Source organism: Mycobacterium mantenii, from assembly GCF_010731775.1.
GTDB lineage: Bacteria > Actinomycetota > Actinomycetes > Mycobacteriales > Mycobacteriaceae > Mycobacterium > Mycobacterium mantenii.
In genome coordinates, this window is the sequence record NZ_AP022590.1 from 1,464,267 (window position 1) to 1,480,993 (window position 16,727).

The 16,727-nt window shown below is 65.1% G+C and carries 16 protein-coding genes and 3 pseudogenes; 7 read left to right on the forward strand and 12 right to left on the reverse strand.

The window, feature by feature from the left end:
• Nucleotides 1–318 precede the first annotated feature (318 nt).
• Nucleotides 319–1,173, forward strand: a complete 855-nt coding sequence (locus tag G6N50_RS06685; protein ID WP_083092444.1) for a transglutaminase-like domain-containing protein — start codon at nt 319–321, stop codon at nt 1,171–1,173.
• Here G6N50_RS06685 and G6N50_RS06690 read toward each other — a convergent pair.
• Nucleotides 1,160–1,657 (reverse strand): SRPBCC family protein, encoded by a 498-nt coding sequence (locus tag G6N50_RS06690; RefSeq protein ID WP_083092442.1) that lies wholly within the window; start codon nt 1,655–1,657, stop codon nt 1,160–1,162. The genes G6N50_RS06685 and G6N50_RS06690 overlap by 14 nt on opposite strands.
• Nucleotides 1,654–2,361, reverse strand: coding sequence for a DUF899 domain-containing protein (locus G6N50_RS06695; RefSeq protein WP_083092440.1), 708 nt, complete (start codon nt 2,359–2,361; stop codon nt 1,654–1,656). Before G6N50_RS06695 ends, G6N50_RS06690 begins: the two co-directional genes overlap by 4 nt.
• A 163-nt stretch (nt 2,362–2,524) precedes the next feature.
• Here G6N50_RS06695 and G6N50_RS06700 point away from each other — a divergent pair, with 163 nt between their 5' ends.
• Nucleotides 2,525–2,845: a hypothetical protein gene (locus G6N50_RS06700; RefSeq protein ID WP_083092438.1), complete on the forward strand. Its 321-nt coding sequence runs from the start codon at nt 2,525–2,527 to the stop codon at nt 2,843–2,845.
• Between the two features lie 66 nt (nt 2,846–2,911).
• On the opposite strand, the gene G6N50_RS06705 is transcribed toward G6N50_RS06700, so the two are convergent.
• The 3 genes from G6N50_RS06705 to G6N50_RS06715 are packed head-to-tail and all read right to left on the reverse strand — an operon-like array spanning nt 2,912 to nt 8,488.
• Nucleotides 2,912–6,274 (reverse strand): ATP-binding protein, encoded by a 3,363-nt coding sequence (locus G6N50_RS06705; protein WP_083092436.1) that lies wholly within the window; start codon nt 6,272–6,274, stop codon nt 2,912–2,914.
• A complete protein-coding gene (locus G6N50_RS06710) occupies nt 6,267–6,989 on the reverse strand; it encodes a DUF4194 domain-containing protein (protein WP_083092434.1) in 723 nt (240 codons plus the stop codon). The genes G6N50_RS06705 and G6N50_RS06710 overlap by 8 nt, the downstream gene beginning before the upstream one ends.
• Nucleotides 6,986–8,488, reverse strand: a complete 1,503-nt coding sequence (locus G6N50_RS06715) for a DUF3375 domain-containing protein (RefSeq protein ID WP_083092432.1) — start codon at nt 8,486–8,488, stop codon at nt 6,986–6,988. Before G6N50_RS06715 ends, G6N50_RS06710 begins: the two co-directional genes overlap by 4 nt.
• Nucleotides 8,489–8,707: 219 nt before the next feature.
• On the opposite strand from G6N50_RS06715, the gene G6N50_RS06720 reads away from it, so the two are divergent.
• A complete protein-coding gene (locus G6N50_RS06720) occupies nt 8,708–8,965 on the forward strand; it encodes a hypothetical protein (RefSeq protein ID WP_083092430.1) in 258 nt (85 codons plus the stop codon).
• Here G6N50_RS06720 and G6N50_RS06725 read toward each other — a convergent pair.
• Entirely contained in the window at nt 8,953–9,288 is a 336-nt protein-coding gene (locus G6N50_RS06725) for a hypothetical protein (RefSeq protein ID WP_142275395.1), read from the reverse strand. The two genes, G6N50_RS06720 and G6N50_RS06725, sit on opposite strands and share 13 nt — an antisense overlap.
• A gap of 211 nt (nt 9,289–9,499) precedes the next feature.
• On the opposite strand from G6N50_RS06725, the pseudogene G6N50_RS06730 reads away from it, so the two are divergent.
• A pseudogene (locus G6N50_RS06730) lies at nt 9,500–9,673 on the forward strand (SulP family inorganic anion transporter); the annotation flags it as partial.
• A 183-nt stretch (nt 9,674–9,856) separates the two neighbouring features.
• Here the strand turns inward: G6N50_RS06730 and G6N50_RS06735 are convergent.
• Together G6N50_RS06735 and G6N50_RS06745 are read right to left on the reverse strand one after the other, a co-directional pair.
• Nucleotides 9,857–10,312 carry an MPT63 family protein gene (locus G6N50_RS06735; protein ID WP_083092424.1) on the reverse strand — a complete coding sequence of 152 codons (456 nt, stop codon included), beginning with the start codon at nt 10,310–10,312 and terminating at the stop codon, nt 9,857–9,859.
• Nucleotides 10,313–10,714: 402 nt separating this feature from the next.
• Nucleotides 10,715–10,895 (reverse strand): annotated as a pseudogene (locus G6N50_RS06745) (IS110 family transposase); the annotation flags it as partial.
• A 67-nt stretch (nt 10,896–10,962) separates the two neighbouring features.
• Between G6N50_RS06745 and G6N50_RS06750 the strand changes: the two are divergent.
• Together G6N50_RS06750 and G6N50_RS06755 are read left to right on the forward strand one after the other, a co-directional pair.
• Nucleotides 10,963–11,571: an LGFP repeat-containing protein gene (locus G6N50_RS06750; protein WP_083092422.1), complete on the forward strand. Its 609-nt coding sequence runs from the start codon at nt 10,963–10,965 to the stop codon at nt 11,569–11,571.
• 394 nt (nt 11,572–11,965) lie between these two features.
• Nucleotides 11,966–12,214, forward strand: a complete 249-nt coding sequence (locus tag G6N50_RS06755; protein ID WP_083092418.1) for a hypothetical protein — start codon at nt 11,966–11,968, stop codon at nt 12,212–12,214.
• 268 nt (nt 12,215–12,482) lie between these two features.
• Here G6N50_RS06755 and G6N50_RS30030 read toward each other — a convergent pair whose 3' ends face one another.
• From G6N50_RS30030 to G6N50_RS06775, 4 genes and pseudogenes are all read right to left on the reverse strand, one after another.
• A complete protein-coding gene (locus tag G6N50_RS30030) occupies nt 12,483–12,656 on the reverse strand; it encodes an alpha/beta fold hydrolase (RefSeq protein WP_372509896.1) in 174 nt (57 codons plus the stop codon).
• A gap of 893 nt (nt 12,657–13,549) precedes the next feature.
• On the reverse strand, nt 13,550–13,780 hold the full coding sequence (locus G6N50_RS06765) for a DUF6400 family protein (RefSeq protein ID WP_169926933.1): 231 nt from the start codon (nt 13,778–13,780) through the stop codon (nt 13,550–13,552).
• Between the two features lie 304 nt (nt 13,781–14,084).
• A pseudogene (locus G6N50_RS06770) lies at nt 14,085–14,912 on the reverse strand (acyl-CoA thioesterase).
• A 26-nt stretch (nt 14,913–14,938) separates the two neighbouring features.
• Complete coding sequence (locus G6N50_RS06775) at nt 14,939–15,946, reverse strand: CobW family GTP-binding protein (RefSeq protein ID WP_083092412.1); 1,008 nt, start codon at nt 15,944–15,946, stop codon at nt 14,939–14,941.
• A gap of 141 nt (nt 15,947–16,087) precedes the next feature.
• On the opposite strand from G6N50_RS06775, the gene G6N50_RS06780 reads away from it, so the two are divergent.
• Nucleotides 16,088–16,717: a TetR/AcrR family transcriptional regulator gene (locus G6N50_RS06780; protein WP_083092410.1), complete on the forward strand. Its 630-nt coding sequence runs from the start codon at nt 16,088–16,090 to the stop codon at nt 16,715–16,717.
• The last annotated feature ends 10 nt before the right edge of the window (nt 16,718–16,727 follow it).

Sequence of the window (16,727 nt, forward strand, 5' to 3'; positions counted from 1 at the left end):
AACGGCGATGTAATGACATACCTCCATTCGACAAGTGTGCGCCGTGTCGATGGCGGTGTCGACGAGTGGAGTGCCGGAATGCCGGTGGCTCCAGGCACCCCAGGCAGCAGACGCTTTGAGAGACAACCGAAACCACGCAAAACCCGCACTGGTTAACCCGATATTTTCGTCGGATGGCGGGTGATCGCGGGAAATGGGTGCCGCCGCCACCGCCGCGACGCGGCGGGACTCTACGACTAAGCTATTGGAAACAGTGCGCACACGAAGGCCCTGCCAAGCAGCGAGCGGGATCTGGCTGAGTAGAGGGGGCCGCACCGTATGCCTTCATGGAAAACTCGCACCGCCGAAACCGATTCGAGTTCGATAATCACCGTTCGTAAAGTCGGCGCCTATATCGAAGTCGAAGTTACCGAACCGACGACATTGGATTTCCAGATCACGGTCAGCCGTCAACCGGGCGTCACCGTCGACGAGTCACTGGCAATCGAACTGAACGGGAAGCCAATTGAACCGCGCGAAGTCGTTGGTGAGCATCTGACGCGGATTCATGTTGTGCAGGCGGGCAGGGGAACCGTCACCGCGTCGTACTCGGCGACGGTCGCTGGCCAAGCCGACGTGCCGCCGGTCAGTGATGTCGACCTGAGTGTTTATCTGCGCCCGAGTCGGTATGCGGAGTCCGACAAGTTCCTCGGGTTTGCCACGACCGAATTTCAGCAGTACGGCAGCTCGGTCACGCTTCTCGAAAGAGTCTCGTCATGGGTTGGCACTCGAGTGAAGTATGTCCCGGGATCCAGCGATCCGATCGACGGCGCCACCGACACACTCCTTGCCGGTGCCGGTGTGTGTCGCGATTATGCGCATCTCGTCATCGCCATATTGCGCGCGCTCGATGTTCCCGCCCGCTTGGTGGCGGTGTACGCACCGGGTTGCCAGCCAATGGATTTCCACGCGGTGGCCGAGGCATTCGTCGACGGCGCATGGAGGGTCGTCGACGCCACGTGCCTGGCGCCCCGGCAGTCGATGGTACGGATTGCCACGGGTCGAGACGCCGCTGACACCGCATTCCTGGACAATCACAAGGGCGCCATCACGTTGCAGAATATGACAGTCACGGCAGTGACCGACGGTGAGCTACCCAGGGATTCGGTCGAGCAACTCGTCAGCCTGCGGTAGGCCGATCTTCAGCCCCAACCGAGCGTTCTAAGGCGGCCAGTGACGCGTCGAGGTAATCCTCGCCGAAGATGGGCATCTCGCCGACGCGGTCCCGGAAAGCCTGGGGCGTCCCGCTCCAGTCGTACATGAGGGTGACGTCGGTGCGATCACCGTTCGGGGTGAGGTCGTAACGCCAGAACCACCCGCCCGGAGAGTGGTTGCCCGCGTCGTCGAGCACCCCCGGCATCCAGGCGATGGCACGGTCCACTTCGAACACATTGACCAGGTTGTGCGTGACGTAGTCGCCGCCCGCCTGGGTGAGGTACATGTTCATCGCGAACATCTGGCCCGCTCCGGTGATCGGCGCGGCGTCCACGGCGTCGCGGACCCAGTCGGTCGGCTCGGTGTTCTGGTGGCGGGATGGGTCGGCCAGGACCGCGAAAATCTTGGCCGGGCTGGCCGCGATGGTGCGGGTTACGACGTACCGTTCGGCGTTGGCGCTCATGCGTTGTCCTCACTTGTCGTCGATCCGTACGCGGCCGCGATGGCGGGGGAGTCGAGCCACCCCGAGTATGTGGGCCGCGAAGGCCACCCTTCGGGCGAATCGAGCCATTCCTCTTGGCGACCCCACGGCAGGATCTCGATCAGCCCGAACGAGTGACTGAGTTGCTCGGTCCCTCGCCCGTTCGTGTGCCACGTCCGGTACACCCTGTCGCCGTCGCGCAGGAAAACGTTGACCCCGAAACCGCCACCGGGCGGTGCGTCCATGTCGGTGCCGAACGGGCTCTGCGATGACGAATACCAGTCCATCCGGTTGCCGACCTTGCGCTTGTAGGCGAGTGCCTCCTCGATCGGTCCGTTGGTCACGATGACGAACCGGGCGTCGTAGTTGTCGAGGAACTCCAACCGGGTGAATTGCGAGGTAAACCCCGTGCACCCGGCGCACTGCCACTCCGCGCCGTCGGACCACATGTGGTGGTAGACGATCAACTGCGATCGGCCGTCGAACACGTCGGCCAGGCGGATGGGCCCATCGGCACCGACCAGGGTGTAATCGGCCACTTCGACCATCGGAAGACGTCGCCGCTGGGCGGCGATCGCATCCAATTCGCGGGTGGCGGCCTTCTCCCGGGTGCGCAGCTCGTCGAGGGCGGCGCGCCAGGTTTGGTGATCGACGACCGGCGGCAAGGCCGTGCTTTCGCGGGACATGGCTCCACCTTTGCGCTCGATTTGTTGATTCGAAGGTCTGACTCGTGAGCCACCGGCAAATTCATCGGAACAATGGCCCGACCTCTACTCGATCGCGAAAAACGCCCTTGACCTCGACGCCCGAGGCTGGGTTCGATATTGGATAACCGATGGGAGGTCCACGATGAGGACGTTCATTCGCCAATTCGTAGTCATCGTCATGTTGGCGTTCGCGTCGATGGCCGCCGTGACGCTCATGACGCCGGCAGTGAGCAAGGCCGATTGCGCGGACGGCGAGTGGTGGGATCCGACGGGCAAGGTCTGCCGACCCCTTGGAGTCGGGCCACAGCCCTTGGCGTGCGACCCGGGCCAGTGGTGGGACCCGACGGCCAATGTGTGCCGACCCCTGGGTGTCGGGCCGCAACCGCTCGCATGCGACAACGGCTGGTGGTGGGATCCAGGCGCCAACGAATGCCGTCCGCCAGTGGCACCTCCTGCCGGCTAGGGAGCACGCGGAGCCCGTCGAGGTCGACTCGGCGGCGGGCCGGGCTCCTCCAATTGCGTTGGTGCGTCACACCCCGGCCGGGACCAGCGCGGCCGACGTCCGCAACTCGTGGCGCAGCGCGGTGAAGTCCGTGATCGTCTTTGTGGTCACGGTCGCAACTGGGCGGGCGTTGCGGCCGGTGGCTTCGCGCTTGGACACCATCACCACGCTGTCGATGTAGGGCTGGATGGTGGTGGCGTTTTGCACGGTGGCCACGATGACGAGCTGGAAGCCGAACTTGCGGAAGGCCTGCAGCGCCTGCTGGGCGAACTGCGGGTCGGACTTGGAGAAGGCCTCGTCGAGCATCAGCTGGGCGAAAACCGGTTTGTTGTCGGCACTTTCCGGGTTGGCGAGGTTGAAGCTCAACGCTCCGGCCAGGCAGAAGGCCATCAGCTTCTCCTGCTCGCCGCCGGAGTTGTCGCCGGAGTTGCTGTGGGTGCGGATCAGGTCGTCGCTGCTGACGTCCCATTCGGCGCAGTCGAAGGTGAACCGGTTGCGGACATCGAGGGCGTCGCGGGTCCAGGCCTTGTCTTCCGGTGCGGTCGAGGCCAATCGGTTGCGCAGGCGCAAGATGTCGGCGTACTGGTCCAAGATGGCCTGCTTGTCACCGAGCCCCACTTCGGCGATACGCCGCGAGATCGAGCGGACGATCTCGGTGAGTTCGGCGACCGCGGTCAGGCTGCGCGAGGTGGCGCGCAGGGTTAGCCGGGTACCGCGGTTGAACTCCACCGCACCCAGCCCGGTGTTGACGCGTTCGATCTGCTCGCTGATGCGCCGGGCCTCCTGCTCGGCGACGCGGTGCAGGGTCAGGATGGCGTCGGGCGCCTGCTCGGTGACCAGTCGCAGCATCCGCTCGTAGGCCTCGGGCAGTTCCCGCTCGTCGATGTGTCGACACAGCGCGACGTAATCGTGCACGCGCTCGTCGAACACGTCGCTGTCGTTGGGGATCGCATCGGGGAACGCGGTGTCGAACGTGTTGAGGATCCGCGCGAGCTCATCGTATGAGCGCCTGCGGCTTTCGCGCAGTTGCTCGCGTTCGCGGCGGATCGCGGTGAAGACCGCGTCGCGGTGCGGTTCGGGGTTGAGCATGTCCAGCGACACCGGCACGTCGGCAGCGTAGCGATTCAGCAGGTCGGTCAGCGGTTCGGACACGAACGCCGGGGCGAGCCGTTCCAGCAGCTCCAGCAGCCGGGTGCGGCGACCGTCGAGGTCGTCGCGTCGGGTCTGGATGGCGCCGCGGCGGGTCATCAGGGCCTGGATCTGCTCCCAGCACTCCTCGGCGCGGGCGGTGAGCGCCTCGATATCGGGGTTGTCGGCCAGCAGCAGCTCGAACTGCTCGCGCAGCCGGTCGGCGTGGCCGTCGGCGGTGTCGGTGTCGACGTGGGTCCACTGCTCGAACTGATCGCAGATCGCCTTGAACGCCGCGGCCCGGTCCCGCCACTGCTGACGCTCGGCGGCGATGTCGTCGGCGACGGCGCGGGCCCGGCGAAACGCCTCTTCGGCATTGGCCAAATCGACGGTCAGCGCGTCGATCTTGGCGGCCACGTCGCCCTGGTAGATGTAGTCGGCCTGCTTGAGGGGCCGGCGATCGTCCTTGATCGCCAGGCGCTCGGATTCCTTGTACAGGCCGGTGTCGGTGACGGCGCGCCGGAACCGGGAGAACACGTCCGGGGTGTCGACGCAGATGTGATCACCGGCGGCGGCGATGACGTCGGCGGCCTCGGCGGCGCAGTCATGGGTCGGGTCGACCACGAACAGCTTGCCGGCCAACGTGTTCGGGTCGGCCTCGGTAACGTCGGCGCCGACGAACCTGGCGCGGACGTGATGCAGCTGCAGCCGCCCGCCCATGTTGGTCTCGTTGACGAACCGCAGCACCGCCGCATAGTGAGTGTCGGGCACGAGCAGCCGCAGACCCACGCCGCGCAGCACTTTCTCGACGGCGACGCGCCACCGGCTCTGCTCGGGCCGCAGATCCATCAGCTCGGCGATATACGGGAGCTCACCGGGATCGATACCGACGGCGGCGCAGATGTGTTCGCGCATGGTGAGCGCGAACTCCGGAAGCGCCGAGCCGACGCGCTCGACCCGTTTGAGTTCCTTGGCGGCGTCGTCGCGGGCGATGCGGGCGACCTTCTGGGCGTATTCGGCATCGGTGGAGGCTTCCCGACCGCGATCGAGTTTGGCCAGCAGTTCGGTGGCGCGCGTGCTGAGTTCCTCGCGCAGGTTCCAGAATTCGTCGGCGGAGTCCGGGATGTCGAGGCCGTGGGTATTGAGCATGGATTCGTAGGCGGTGCGCCGACGCGACACTTGCTCTGCGTGCGCCTCGGCACCGGCCACCTGCGACTGCAACGGACCGAGGCTGGTGCTGGATCCGCTGATCTGCGTGTTGAGCGAATCACCTTCGGCCTTGGCAAGATTCAGCTGGCGGGTGACGTCCTCGTATTCGTTGCCGAGCTGGTCGATGGTGGCGTCGAGCGATTCGATCTGCGCCGGGCATTGCGCGAGCCGGAGGTGATCGGTGTACGCGCGGACCATCGGCTGGTCGACGAGATCAATGATGCCCAGGTCGGAGGACTCCGAGGCGTAGCGCTGCTGGATCTTTTCGATGTCGCCGAGGATCTTGCGTTTGCGTTGCGCGACGGCCAGCAGTTCACGGGCGTCGACCAGCGGGTCGATCTGCTTGAGCGCTTCGGGCAGCCGGGTCAGGCTAGCGGGCTCGTCGAGCATGAACTCCCGAACGAACTGTTCAAGCCCGCCAACACTTTTCAACGACTTTGCTTTGCCGAGCAGCTGCTGTGCGGCGTCGGACGCGCGGATGCCGATCGTGGCGTACAGCTGGGCGAGGTACTGCGATTCCACCTTGGTGGAGAACCGCCAGTCGTCTTTGAACACGGCGGCGTCGAAGCGGCCGGCGGCCCAGCGATTGCAGACGTTCTCGATGTCGCGGTCGCCGTCGGCCAGCACGAACCGGCTCGAGGAGTCCGAGCGGGATTCGCCGGTGAGCCATTTGAGCACCAGGCCGGTGACGGTGCGGCCGCTGTTGCTGGTGTAGGTGACGGCGATGGCCGACCAGGCGGTGCCGTCGCCGCGCAGGTACATGACCTTGCTGGCGCCGGCCTCGCTGCGTTGGCCCCAGGCGCCGCGGACGTATTTGTCGACGGTCCGCCGGCCCGCGCTGGACCCGGCGGCGGTGTTGTCGCCGGAGGCGTTGAAGTTGCGCCGGTTGAACGGCAGGAAGCCGAGCGAAATGGCATCCAGCAGTGAGGATTTGCCGCTTCCGGAGGCGCCGGCGATCAGTGCGCCGCCTTCGCTGAACGGGATCGAGTGATACCCGTCGAAGACACCCCAGTTGATGACCTGCAGGCGCGACAGGTGGAACTGTTCAGTCATCCTCACGTTCCTCCTCGTCGTCGTGGCCCTGCTCGTCGGGAACCCCGCCGCCCAGCAGGATCTCGAACTGCCGCTGCAGCTCGCTGATCACCGAGGCCGTCATGACGGCGTTGATGACCGGGCTGACGGTGTAGCTGTCCTCGTCGTCGCGGGTCTTGCGCAAGATCTCCAGCGACGCCAGCCGCGCGATGGCGCCATCGATGCGCGCGGTGAACGTGACGGCGTCGCGGTCGACGTCGTTGAGCACGCCGGAGAATAGCCCGTGCATCTCGTCGCGGCTGATCACGACGGCCTGATCACCCGAGGCGCGCATCATCTGCGCCAGGTGCAGCGCCAGGATCGAGTCGTAGGTGCCCAGCGGTTCACGGCGCAAAAGCTTGACGCCCCGGGCGGATTCGTAGCGCGCCTGTTCGACGAACGCGACGTCAGCACCCTCCACGATGCGGAGCAACAGATCCAGTTCGGACAGCCTGACGGACAACTGCGCGCGGTACTCCAGCACCCAGGTGTAGACGTCGCGGTCGGCTTCGGCGCTGATGTAGCGGCGCGTCAGCAGCTGCTGCAGCGCCCAGCAGGCACGGTCGGGCAGCTCGGACACGTCGCCGTCGAACCGGGGCCGGCGCTGGTGCGGCGCGCGGGCCGTCTGGTCGACGTGGGGGAGTGCGGAGAAACCGCTGTAGTCCGTGGGCTCTCTAGTGGCCTCTTCGACGGTCACGCGGTTGCTCCCAGCAGGGTGGAAACCGGTTCGGTGAACATCAGGTGCGGCACCTCCATTTCGCGGTCGCGCCCGTCCAGGGACTGAAAGCGGACCGTGACCGACTCGGAAACCTGTGCGGATTCCGGTTGTTTGAGCGCCCAGGACCACAGCACGATGACGTGCCCGAGGTAGGCCGAGTCGAGCATGGCGACCGCATCCGGCAGCGACAGTGTCGCCCCGGAGCGGATCGCGGTGTTGATCATCTCGGACATCGCGGGTGCGTCGACCTGGGTGGTGAGCGCGGCGAAACTGGTCAGATCGACCTCACCCTCGGCCGCCTGGGCGGGCTTTGGGTTAGACAAGTCGCCGATCCGAAAGCTCAGTGCGCCAACGGAACTGAATGCGTGCCGGGCCAGGGGGAGTTCGATATCCAGCCGGGAGTCGGTCAGCGATGCCTTGAGCAGGTTGCGGGCGGCGCCGATCGCCTCGTTGAGCTGACGGGCCACGCCGCGGCTCTGCTCGAGGGTGCCGAACGCGGTGAACCGTTTGACGCGCTGCGCGCAGCGCTGTTGGATGCGTTCCACTTCGTCGATCTGATGTCCGACCAATTCGAAGAAGCCGGCCATCACCTTGCGCAGGGCGGGGTCCAGCGCCGGGAGGGCGTCGGCGACCGCGGCGACGTCGGCTTCGAACTCGGCGCGTTGATCGGGGTCGTTGATCATGCGCAGGAAGGCACGGTGCGAGTCGCGGCCCTGGGAGTCCCAGGCGGCCTCGTAGTCGGCGTACATGCGGCGCTGCCGGTCGCGGTATTCGACGTTGCTGTCGATCGGATCGTCGAGGGCCGCGGTGGCCCGCTCGATCATGGTCCCGTACTGGCCGATGTCGGTGATCAGGCGTTCCATCTGGAGGGCGATGGCGTGGGCTTCGTCGTAGGCGTCGGTGAGGTCGACGTCTTGGGTGTGGTCACCTGAGCTGTCGCTTTGGGCCAGGGCGTCGAGTTCGGTTTGCAGCGCGGCGATTTCAGCCTCGATATTGGCGCGGATGCGGTCGGGGTTATTGCCGACCCGCAGCGCGACCTGCTTGAGCCGGGACGCGATGCCGTTGATCGAGCCGCCGGTGGCGATGGTGTCCTGCCGGCGCATGCCCCGCAGGAAGTCGAGCGCCCGGCGCGCCTCCTGAGTCAGGTAACACAGGTTGCGTTCAACGCCGGAGCGCTGGTCGGCGACCCGGTGCAGCCAGCCCTGGCTGGCCCAGGACTTGATCAGGGCCAGGCCGGACTGCTCGCCGGCCTGGTCGAGTGCGGCGAGATCGCGCTCGAGCCGTACGACGAGGTCAGTCTCGGGCACCACGCCGCCGCTGAGCCGTCGCTCCATCAAGGTGGCATAGAGGTTCAGGTTCAGCGTGGCCAGGAGGCGGATCGTCGGCGAGCCCTGAAGGCCGCGATTCAACTCGAGCAGGTCGGCAGGCGACAGCGTTGTGTCGTCGTCCAGCACGCGCCCTCCGTCTCGTTCCGTCATGCCTCGGACGCTCCAAGATATGGCACGGCGGCGACAATCGTCGTTCGGCGGGCGGGGTGTCGGGGGATGGATCGGGTCGGTTCATCACAGTGGTCTCAGGCATCGCTCAAGCCTCAGTGGTCACGACCCGGCGTTCGACGGTAATGGACGCCGCGGTGGGGCGCGGGTGCTCCTAACGGCACGCCCTTCTCGCGCCTTCGGGAAGGCTAAAATTCGCTCATGACTGCGCTGCTGGTCGGCAAAGCGTTATTGCTGGCATTTCTTGTCGTGGCGGGCGGCGTCCTCATTGTGACTTACGTGCGCAGGCGCCGCGCCGGCGTGCAGCCATGGAAAAACCTTTACGCCGCACCATATCTCGACATATATGGCGGCGGACTACCCCCGATACCACCGCCGCCCTTGACGGCCTACGAGTGGTCCGCTGACGGCGACCCGCCCACGCAGGGACCTGATGGCGTCGGCGGTCAGCCCCAGTAGGCGAAGTTACAGGTGGGCCGCGGTTCGCTCTTGAGAGACACGACCTTGTCGCCATCCATGATGATCGTGCATGTCAGGGGGGTGTCTCCGCCGTCGGCGGCTACCTGCGACTCCACTTCGTTGTAGACGGGGTACTGCTTTTCCCACGGCAGTGGCACATTCGACTCGGTCTGTTCTGGGCCTCCATTGATGCGGTATCGGATAGTCACGGGGGAGCTGCCGCCACTGACCTTCATCACCGCGGTGCCGACCGGCTGGCCGGTTGGCGACACTGACGTGGCCACCGATGGAGCCGACGTCGCGATCTGCGAAGTGGTGCCCATACCGCTAGTGCTATGTGCGGCATGTCCGGCGGTGCTCTTAGTGCATGCCGTCCCGCAAACGCCAGCTGCTGCAATGCTGATGATCACCCCGACGGCACAACGATACGAATGCATGCCCAAAGCCTACGATGAACGGCACCGGATTCGGACCTGGTCGGCGCAAGTCCTTGTCAACGTGCTTTACGCCCACCGATGGTGAAACCGGTTGTCCCCCGACAACATCGTGATCGACGTGACCGACGCGCACATCTGGGACGCCTCAAGCGTGGCTACACTCGACGCCATCACCCGTAAATACGAGTCCAAAGGCAAAAACGTCTCTCTGAACGACACCAGCGCGAAGCGGCACGCGCATCTGAGTCCGCTAATCGCCGGTGCTCACTGAGTCGCCGTCCGGCTCCGGTGGTGTCGCCTCCGTGCACTAGATGCCAGACGCGTTCTTCCGCCGTGAGAGCGAAAGACGAAAAAGTTTGGTTGCATTGGACGACAAGCGGCAGCGGTCGGAGTCGTCAAAGTGGCTCCTAGAGCCAGGTTTCGATCACGAGGCGCTAGCCGGGAAGGCGCGTTGCTAGCCTTTCCAGACGACCTTGTCCGCGCCTCCGGCGTCCCGGTAGACGACACTGTCGGGGTTCGTACCGTTGCGAACGTCAAAGTAAATGCGACCCGTAACAGGATTGCCTAAGGGGAGTGGGCCCTCAGGAAGGCCGTCGGTCTGGTTGCCCTTCATCACCGCGAACGTGGAGCTGTTGGCGGCCCGAGCGTTGAAATCGGCGATGTTCGGAGTTGCGTTGCCGCTTACACCTTTGGCCGTTACGTCGGAGTACCACACGCCGTCGTTGTGGCCGCTGGGCTGCAGGTTGCTCACGGTGTAGTCGATGGTGCCGCCGTTACTGGAAATCTCTGCCATTTGGCCGAATTGGAGCACTTGCGGATCGGCGAATGCCGGTGCCGGCGCCAGGAGTCCGGCCGCCGCAAATACAGCTGTTGCTGCCATCGTTTTCGATGCAATGTGTGAGAACGCCACGTCGGGCTCCCTTCGTGATGTGCCGCCTGTCCAGAAGCGGCAGCTAGATCGAAGGTGTATCCAGAGCCCAGGATTTCAAACCCCGATGTTTGCTGAATAGCGCTTGGCGATCTGCGCGCTCCTTCATTTGATTAGCTCGATGTCAGAGCAAATTCCCCGTTCGTGTTGGCCTGGTTTACTGGAAACGCTTGATGTTCAACTCCTGCATATCGCGTCGTGCCGGACACCGATGCGATGTCATAGAACACGCCCGCCCAGCCCATGATGGATTTCACCGAGCACCGGTGATCCTTACTCAGGTGCTCTGGCTCGCCGTCTACGACCGGGGCGTAAGTTCGTCCGAAGCTACGACGACCGCGACAGCCTGCGCCACTAGGCGCGAGAGGACTCTCAATGATGAAGTCAAGCGGCCGATTCGGTGATCGGGGGTGAGTCGGGTTGCCAGGTGCGGTGGTCGGGGATGAGGGCGTAGAGGACGTTGGTGCGGCGTCGAGCCAGACAGATGGTGGCTTGGATCGGCTTCTTACCTTGGTCGCGTTTGGACTGGTAGTAGGCCCGAGATTGCGGGTCGCGGCGGATCGCGGTGAGCGCGGGGTCACAGCACAACGTAACAACACGAAGTAACTGCACCTACGAACCAAAGGAAGCCCATGAGAACGATCGCATACCGCCACGCCGCAGGCGTCGGCATGGCCGCCGTCGCGCTGATCACTGTGAGCTGCAGCAGTGGCAAGAGCGTCGACGCGTCGGCGCCGCCTCAGGCCAAGGTGAGCGCCACCTCCACGTCCCAAGCCCCGGCGCAGCCCTCCGAGGTAAAGATCATCGGGGAGCGCGACGTCGAGGTGACTCTCACCGGCCCGATCGCTGCCAAGTACTCGTCGGCAACCCAGGATCAGCGGCAGGCTCTCGGCAAACCATTGACGGGTGACCGCAACGCGGGCACACGGGAGAGCGGCGTGGTATTTCAGCAGTTCCAGGGCGGCGCGATTACCGCCAGAAACGGTGAGGCCGGCACGCCCGCCTATATCATCCTGGGCAAGATCCGGGAGGCCTGGAACGTCCCACGCAGCCCGGACGGCGTGCCTGCCGTCAGTGGCACTAACGGTTCGGCAGGTCCGCTCGGGTTGCCCATCAGCGACCAGAACGCCGTCGGCGATCTGCTCGTGTCGAACTTCGAGCACGGCAGCATCGGGTACAACCCGAAGACCGGCCAGGTCGAGGTGACGGTGAACGGCAAAGCCGTACCACCCGGGCTGTAGCCCGAATCAGGCGTTCAGCGCGGAAAGACTTGAGCTGCAAGCAAGGAGCAGTTTGCTGGTAACCCGCCGTATTACTGCTCATGTGGTCGCCGTGGAACCGTGAGCGACACTGACGGGGCGATGCTGAATTACCGCTCGACGTGGCGATTCTCGCGCGGGGCAGGCCAGAAAGTGGCGCTCATCGACGCCGGGGTGAACCGTCACCCGACGACCTGCCTGAGACAGGGGCGCCGCCAGCCGAGAATGCTGGCGCGGAGCACGACTCTGTGCTGCGACCGTTAAGGATCGTTACCGCAATCGTGATTTTCGCACTCGTATCATTGGATTTACCAGAAGTCCAAAGCTTTCGGCCTCAGATAACGCCGATCGACGTCCGCAAGCCTGGGGGGCTGATATGACGACCGCAATCGCCGAGCACCAGCCAGCGCAGGGAGAAGGCGCGTCCCACGCGCGCGACGATGTCACTTTGGCGGTCGCAAGACTCAACGCTATTGCCTGGCGGGGGGACACCGTTCTCGCCGAATTGAAGCCGCGCTGGCGACCCACGGAAGAAGATATCGTGCGCGCGTCGATCACGGTAATTTTCGTAGCCCTGGTCGCGGTGATCGGCATCGCCGCGGGCGCGATCTTGACCATGGGCTAGCAGTGGATAGGGCGCGTGGCCTTCAGGCAGCGCGAGAGGATTCGATCAGACGTAGATTATCGGCGAACTCGGCTGTGGTGCAACAGGTCTCGACATTCCGCTTAAATGCATTGCCAGCCCGTGGTGTTCGGGGGTATAGAGCCGTGGGATCAGCTCAACGGCATGTCCCAAATGAGTCTTCGGGCACGAGCAGCCTCTTTCATCCCAACGGACTCACCGCGTCAGCGCCAGGGCCAGTATGGTGTCGAGCCTGGTCCGACGGTGCCGATCAGGACGCGATGAACGCGAGCAGATCCGGGTTGAGGACATCGGCGTGCGTGGTCAACATGCCGTGCGGATAGCCGGCATAGGTCTTCAACGCACCGTTCTGAAGTAGTTCGACCGCCCGGGGAACCGCGCTTGTGAACGGGACGATCTGATCGTCGTCGCCGTGCATCACCAAGACGGGAACGGTGATCGTCCCCAGGTCCTCGGTGTAGTCCTGCAGCTAGGAAAGCACGGTCTCATAGTGAGCGTGGGCGCTGCCGGACATGCCCTGCCGCCACCAGCTCGCGACGCACACTCGCCTCTCGCGGACGTTCCCGGCGATCGAGTGACAGTCAACCGCACGCCCAAGTCTTTTCCTACGAGCTCTCCGGTAAGTCGACCGATGCGAGCGGACGAGGGACAGCCCTGATTCCCCTGGTGAAGAGCGCGTACTTAAGTTGACATAATGTCGCTTATCGGCACACGCTAATCCCGAGTTCAAGCCATGCCCGCCGTGAACTGCTGGTTTACACCGCCGTTGGCCCGCGCGGCCATGCGACGACGTTGCTTGCCGCCGGCCGGATAACCCAATCGGCGCGGACGACGGGGCCGCCGCCAGACGAGAGCCGTCAACTCGGGGTGCCATCCGAACGGGCCAGTAACGCGTGCAGCGGGCGGCCACTTACCCCTCCCGCGTTCCGGCGACACGGCCCGTCAATACGTCACTGTGACAAATAGCCATGCCCCGGGCAGGCGCCCCCGGGCACCCCATCCCCGCCTCCCCGTCCATCGCCGCCAATACGTCACTGTGACAAATTACTTTGCGCGCAAGGGCTATTGGGATACGGGCGCTGGCGGTGTCAGTTCAGCTTGTGGCTCCACCGCTTGGGGCGGGTGCGGCGATGCGTGTCGGTCGACCAGAGATGGCCACAATCCGAGCACTGCAGGTGCACCAGCGTGCCCCTGTTGCTCAGCAGATACTGCCAGTGCGTGTCACAATTTCGGCTGCTGCGGCACTCACCGCATGTGGCGCCGTGATCGCAGGACGGGCACGGCAACCATGCGCGGCGGCCGCGGTCGGCGGTCGGATCAATCGGTAGCACGAGCGATCGTCCGTTCGGGCAGCACGCCGGCGTGGACCAACTCGTCGTAGACCCGTTGCTGCTCCTCGTCCAGGTTCGAGTACAGCATGTCGTAGGCCTTCTCTTCCTCGCGCAGCACGGCGATGGGGTCCCAGTCGTCACCAATCGCTTCGAGCATTGCGCTGCGTCTGCGCGCCTCGTCGAGGGTCAGGTCATAAGCAAAGTCGAGGTCGGCCATCGCGCTCCCAGCCATTAGATATGCAAACGAACGGTCAGGATGACCTAATTGAGGGCGGTCGAGCTATGACCCACGTCACTCTCGCCGGTTGACGTTCGTCACAGTCGGCGTCGAAGCATCCGGCACCGGCAACTAAGTGACCGCGGGCCGGCCACACGAGTGCGACGACGCGGGGCGCCCGGATGTCGCGACCAAACCGGCCCGCGGACTCCCCCTTTCCCGTCCCCCGCCCATCGCCGGCAATACGTCACTGTGACGAATATTCCTGCAGCGCAGCATTATTGACCAACAATCGATGAGAGTTTCACGCCGTGCGAGGCGGAAAGTACATCTCTTGTTTTACCGTGCACACCAGCCTGCCGTCGCGGTTGAACATCGTCCCACTCGCCAGCGCTAGCGAACCCGCGCTACTTGGCGACGACCGGTCGTAGAGAAGCCAATCCGACAACGCCGCCGGAGCGTGGAACTACACCGAATGATCACGCTGCGCTGACTCCACGGCACCCTCGCGCGCCGCGTATGCCGGCTCGGTCAACGTCACCGCGGACAGATAGGCCACCAGGCTGGCGGTCAGCACCGGATCATCGGGCACCTGCCCGTCGGGTCGCCACCACATTCGCGCCCGCGCGGGTGGAGCGACCGCGGTGTCGATGATCCGTCGCTCAAACCAGCGCAGGCTCGCCCACCGTCCCCTGGCGGTCTCGTCGGACTCCGCCAGGTGCGGTGCGACCCACGGTAGGGACTCCGGGCTGGACGCCTCGGGCATGGACGGTTGGTAGACGACCTGGGCGGGTGCGGAATCTTCGGCTTTGAACGAGGACATTGCTTCCATCAGGATTTTGCCGTCTTGGCGCGCAGTGACCCGACGCGCCGAGAACGTCCGGCCCTCTTGAAGATCGACAACCTCGAATTCCACCGGCCGACGCGAATCGCCCGGCCGCAGGAAATAGGTGTGGACACTGTGCGGCACGCGACCCGGCGCGGTGTGGCTTGCTGCCAACAAAGCCTGAGCCGAGATATGGCCGCCGAGGATGTGGTTGGCGGGCGCCGGTAGCTGCTGCCCGACGAAGAGCCACCCGTCCACCCTCTCGAGCTCTAACGTGGCGAGCACGTCGCCCAGCGAAGATGACATCACCACGTATCTTGCCGGATCGTTGCTCACGCGCTCAGGCGCCGGTACCGGTCAAGCCGCCGCAGGGCCTGCGCCGACGCCCGCCCCGAGGCGGGCTGCAGCGCGCTGTCGACTCCCGCGCGGACAGCCTCGACGTCGAGATCCATCCCGATCGCCACCAGGCAGTTGGTTATTGCGCCCCGCGGCGCAGTCCCGATGTGGATTGCGTTACCCACCAAGTTGACGACGTAGCCGTGGACGGCCGTGCGGTGGCGCACCGCCACGAGGCCTTTGAGCCTGAACACCCGCGGCGGTGGATTTTCCAAGAGGTCGAGCAGGGCGTCGGGGTCGACGCAGCCAGAGCTGCTGACGGTGACGGCATCGACATGGACGCGGTCATGGTCGTGCTCGGGCACCAGATCCAGAAACGAGAGCTGTCCAACCTGGATGGAGGTGGCGGACGCGTCGAAGAGTAGCTCTGGGGCTATCCGGCCACCCGTCGTGCCCACGACATGTATGCACGGGTTACGTTGCGCCGCGCGCTGTGTGACGCGTTGCACCACCGCCGCCCGCTCCCGCTCAGGCACCTGGTCAAGCTTATTGACGACGATCAGCGACGCCGCACCGTAGCGCACCGGGGGCAGTGTGCCGCAGTCGACGGTGTCGAAGTGGTTCACGGCGTCGACGACGTCGACAAGGCCGCCCGGTCGGACACCGCGGATCTCACTGAAGCCAATGAGCCGCGCGATGGCCACCGGGTCGGCCAGACCGCTGGCCTCGACGACGATGGCATCGAGGCGCCGAGCTGGATCGGCGAGCTTGATGAGTGCGTCGTCGAGCTCTCCGCCGTCGGGTAGGCAACAGATGCATCCTCCGGCGATCGAGGCGGGCTCGTCGACCTGGCCGGCCACCAGGCCGGCGTCGATGTTGATGTCGCCGAAGTCGTTGACCACCACTCCGATTCGGGTGCCAGGGTGACGTAGCAGGTGGTTGAGCAGCGTCGTCTTACCGGCTCCGAGGTGACCGGTGAGCGCGATGACGGGTATCGCAGCCAAGCCTCACCCTCCGCGTCGACATCCGGACATCCGATGCTAACCGGCGCAACAGTACGTTCTGATCCTGGCCGTCGGCCCCGGCATCCTCGAACGTGGAGACGCCGACGGTTATTAGAGCATGTGCTCTGTTATAGTGACCGCATGCCCCGCCCGCGTATGCACGATCCCGACGTCGTCCTCGACGCCGTCGAGGACCTGGTCGCGCGGTCCGGCCCAACCGCGGTGACCATCCGAGCGATCGGTGCGGCGGTGGGTGTGTCCAACGGCGCTGTGTACCACACGTTTACATCACGGGGCGGGCTGATGGGCCAGGCCTGGCTGCGGGCGGGTAAACGATTCTTGTCGGTGCAGACTTCGCTGGTCGACGAAGTGGTGGCCAGGGGTGACCAGGGCGGCCCCATCGAGGCCGTGGTGGCCGCTGCCGATGCGGCGGTGGTGTTCACCGAGCAGTACCCCGGCTCATCGACGTTGGTGTTGCGGGTGCCCCGCAAGCAAGTGCTCGCCGACGATGTGCCCGACGACGTTGCCGACGAGCTGCGACGCCTCGACAAGCATCTCGTCGCGTTGATGGTGCGGCTTGCCATCGCGATGTGGGACCGCAAGGACGCGGCAGCGGTAGATGCGATAACCTGCTGCGTCGTCGACCTGCCGACCGCGCTGCTGCTGCGCCAGGACCGGCTCGAAGGTGCCACCGCACGCGCGCAGCTGCACGCGGCCGTGCGCGCGGTGCTGGCGGTAGGTCCCCCTCCGCCGCGGCAGCAACGCGGATGACGAATCTTTC

Coding starts and splice junctions, on each gene's coding strand:
- G6N50_RS06725 (WP_142275395.1), bottom strand. CDS start 9,288: ATGGGCACCACTTCGCAGATCGCGACGTCGGCTCCATCGGTGGCCACG.
- G6N50_RS06700 (WP_083092438.1), top strand. CDS start 2,525: ATGAGGACGTTCATTCGCCAATTCGTAGTCATCGTCATGTTGGCGTTC.
- G6N50_RS06715 (WP_083092432.1), bottom strand. CDS start 8,488: ATGACGGAACGAGACGGAGGGCGCGTGCTGGACGACGACACAACGCTG.
- G6N50_RS06685 (WP_083092444.1), top strand. CDS start 319: ATGCCTTCATGGAAAACTCGCACCGCCGAAACCGATTCGAGTTCGATA.
- G6N50_RS06720 (WP_083092430.1), top strand. CDS start 8,708: ATGACTGCGCTGCTGGTCGGCAAAGCGTTATTGCTGGCATTTCTTGTC.
- G6N50_RS06755 (WP_083092418.1), top strand. CDS start 11,966: ATGACGACCGCAATCGCCGAGCACCAGCCAGCGCAGGGAGAAGGCGCG.
- G6N50_RS06765 (WP_169926933.1), bottom strand. CDS start 13,780: ATGGCCGACCTCGACTTTGCTTATGACCTGACCCTCGACGAGGCGCGC.
- G6N50_RS06705 (WP_083092436.1), bottom strand. CDS start 6,274: ATGACTGAACAGTTCCACCTGTCGCGCCTGCAGGTCATCAACTGGGGT.
- G6N50_RS06750 (WP_083092422.1), top strand. CDS start 10,963: ATGAGAACGATCGCATACCGCCACGCCGCAGGCGTCGGCATGGCCGCC.
- G6N50_RS06780 (WP_083092410.1), top strand. CDS start 16,088: ATGCCCCGCCCGCGTATGCACGATCCCGACGTCGTCCTCGACGCCGTC.
- G6N50_RS06690 (WP_083092442.1), bottom strand. CDS start 1,657: ATGAGCGCCAACGCCGAACGGTACGTCGTAACCCGCACCATCGCGGCC.
- G6N50_RS06695 (WP_083092440.1), bottom strand. CDS start 2,361: ATGTCCCGCGAAAGCACGGCCTTGCCGCCGGTCGTCGATCACCAAACC.